Source organism: Streptomyces griseorubiginosus, from assembly GCF_017614965.1.
Lineage (GTDB): Bacteria > Actinomycetota > Actinomycetes > Streptomycetales > Streptomycetaceae > Streptomyces > Streptomyces griseorubiginosus_B.
This window is the reverse complement of record NZ_WVUG01000741.1, coordinates 1-451: the sequence shown is the minus strand read 5'-3', so window position 1 is coordinate 451 and position 451 is coordinate 1. Positions and strand designations below refer to the sequence as shown.

At 57.0% G+C, this 451-nt stretch carries 1 protein-coding gene; it reads left to right on the top strand.

The window, feature by feature from the left end:
• Nucleotides 1-451 (top strand): helicase-related protein (locus GRC12_RS45060; RefSeq protein ID WP_280117611.1); only part of this gene is annotated, 451 nt, incomplete at both ends.

Genomic DNA, 451 nt, shown 5'->3' with positions numbered 1-451 from the left:
GCTCAATAAAGATGGCATCCGTAGTGCGGCGATCCACGGCAATAAATCGCAAGGTGCGCGTACTCGTGCGCTGGCTGATTTTAAATCGGGCGATATTCGTGTACTGGTGGCAACTGACATCGCTGCGCGCGGCCTGGATATTGAAGAGCTGCCGCACGTCGGCAACTATGAACTGCCAAACGTACCTGAAGATTATGTCCACCGTATCGGGCGTACCGGTCGTGCGGCTGCTACCGGTGAAGCGTTGTCGCTGGTGTGTGTTGATGAACACAAACTGCTGCGTGATATCGAAAAACTGCTGAAAAAAGAGATCCCGCGCATTGCGATTCCGGGCTATGAGCCGGACCCGTCAATCAAAGCCGAACCGATCCAGAACGGTCGCCAGCAACGTGGCGGCGGCGGTCGTGGGCAAGGTGGTGGTCGCGGTCAACAGCAACCACGCCGTGGGGAA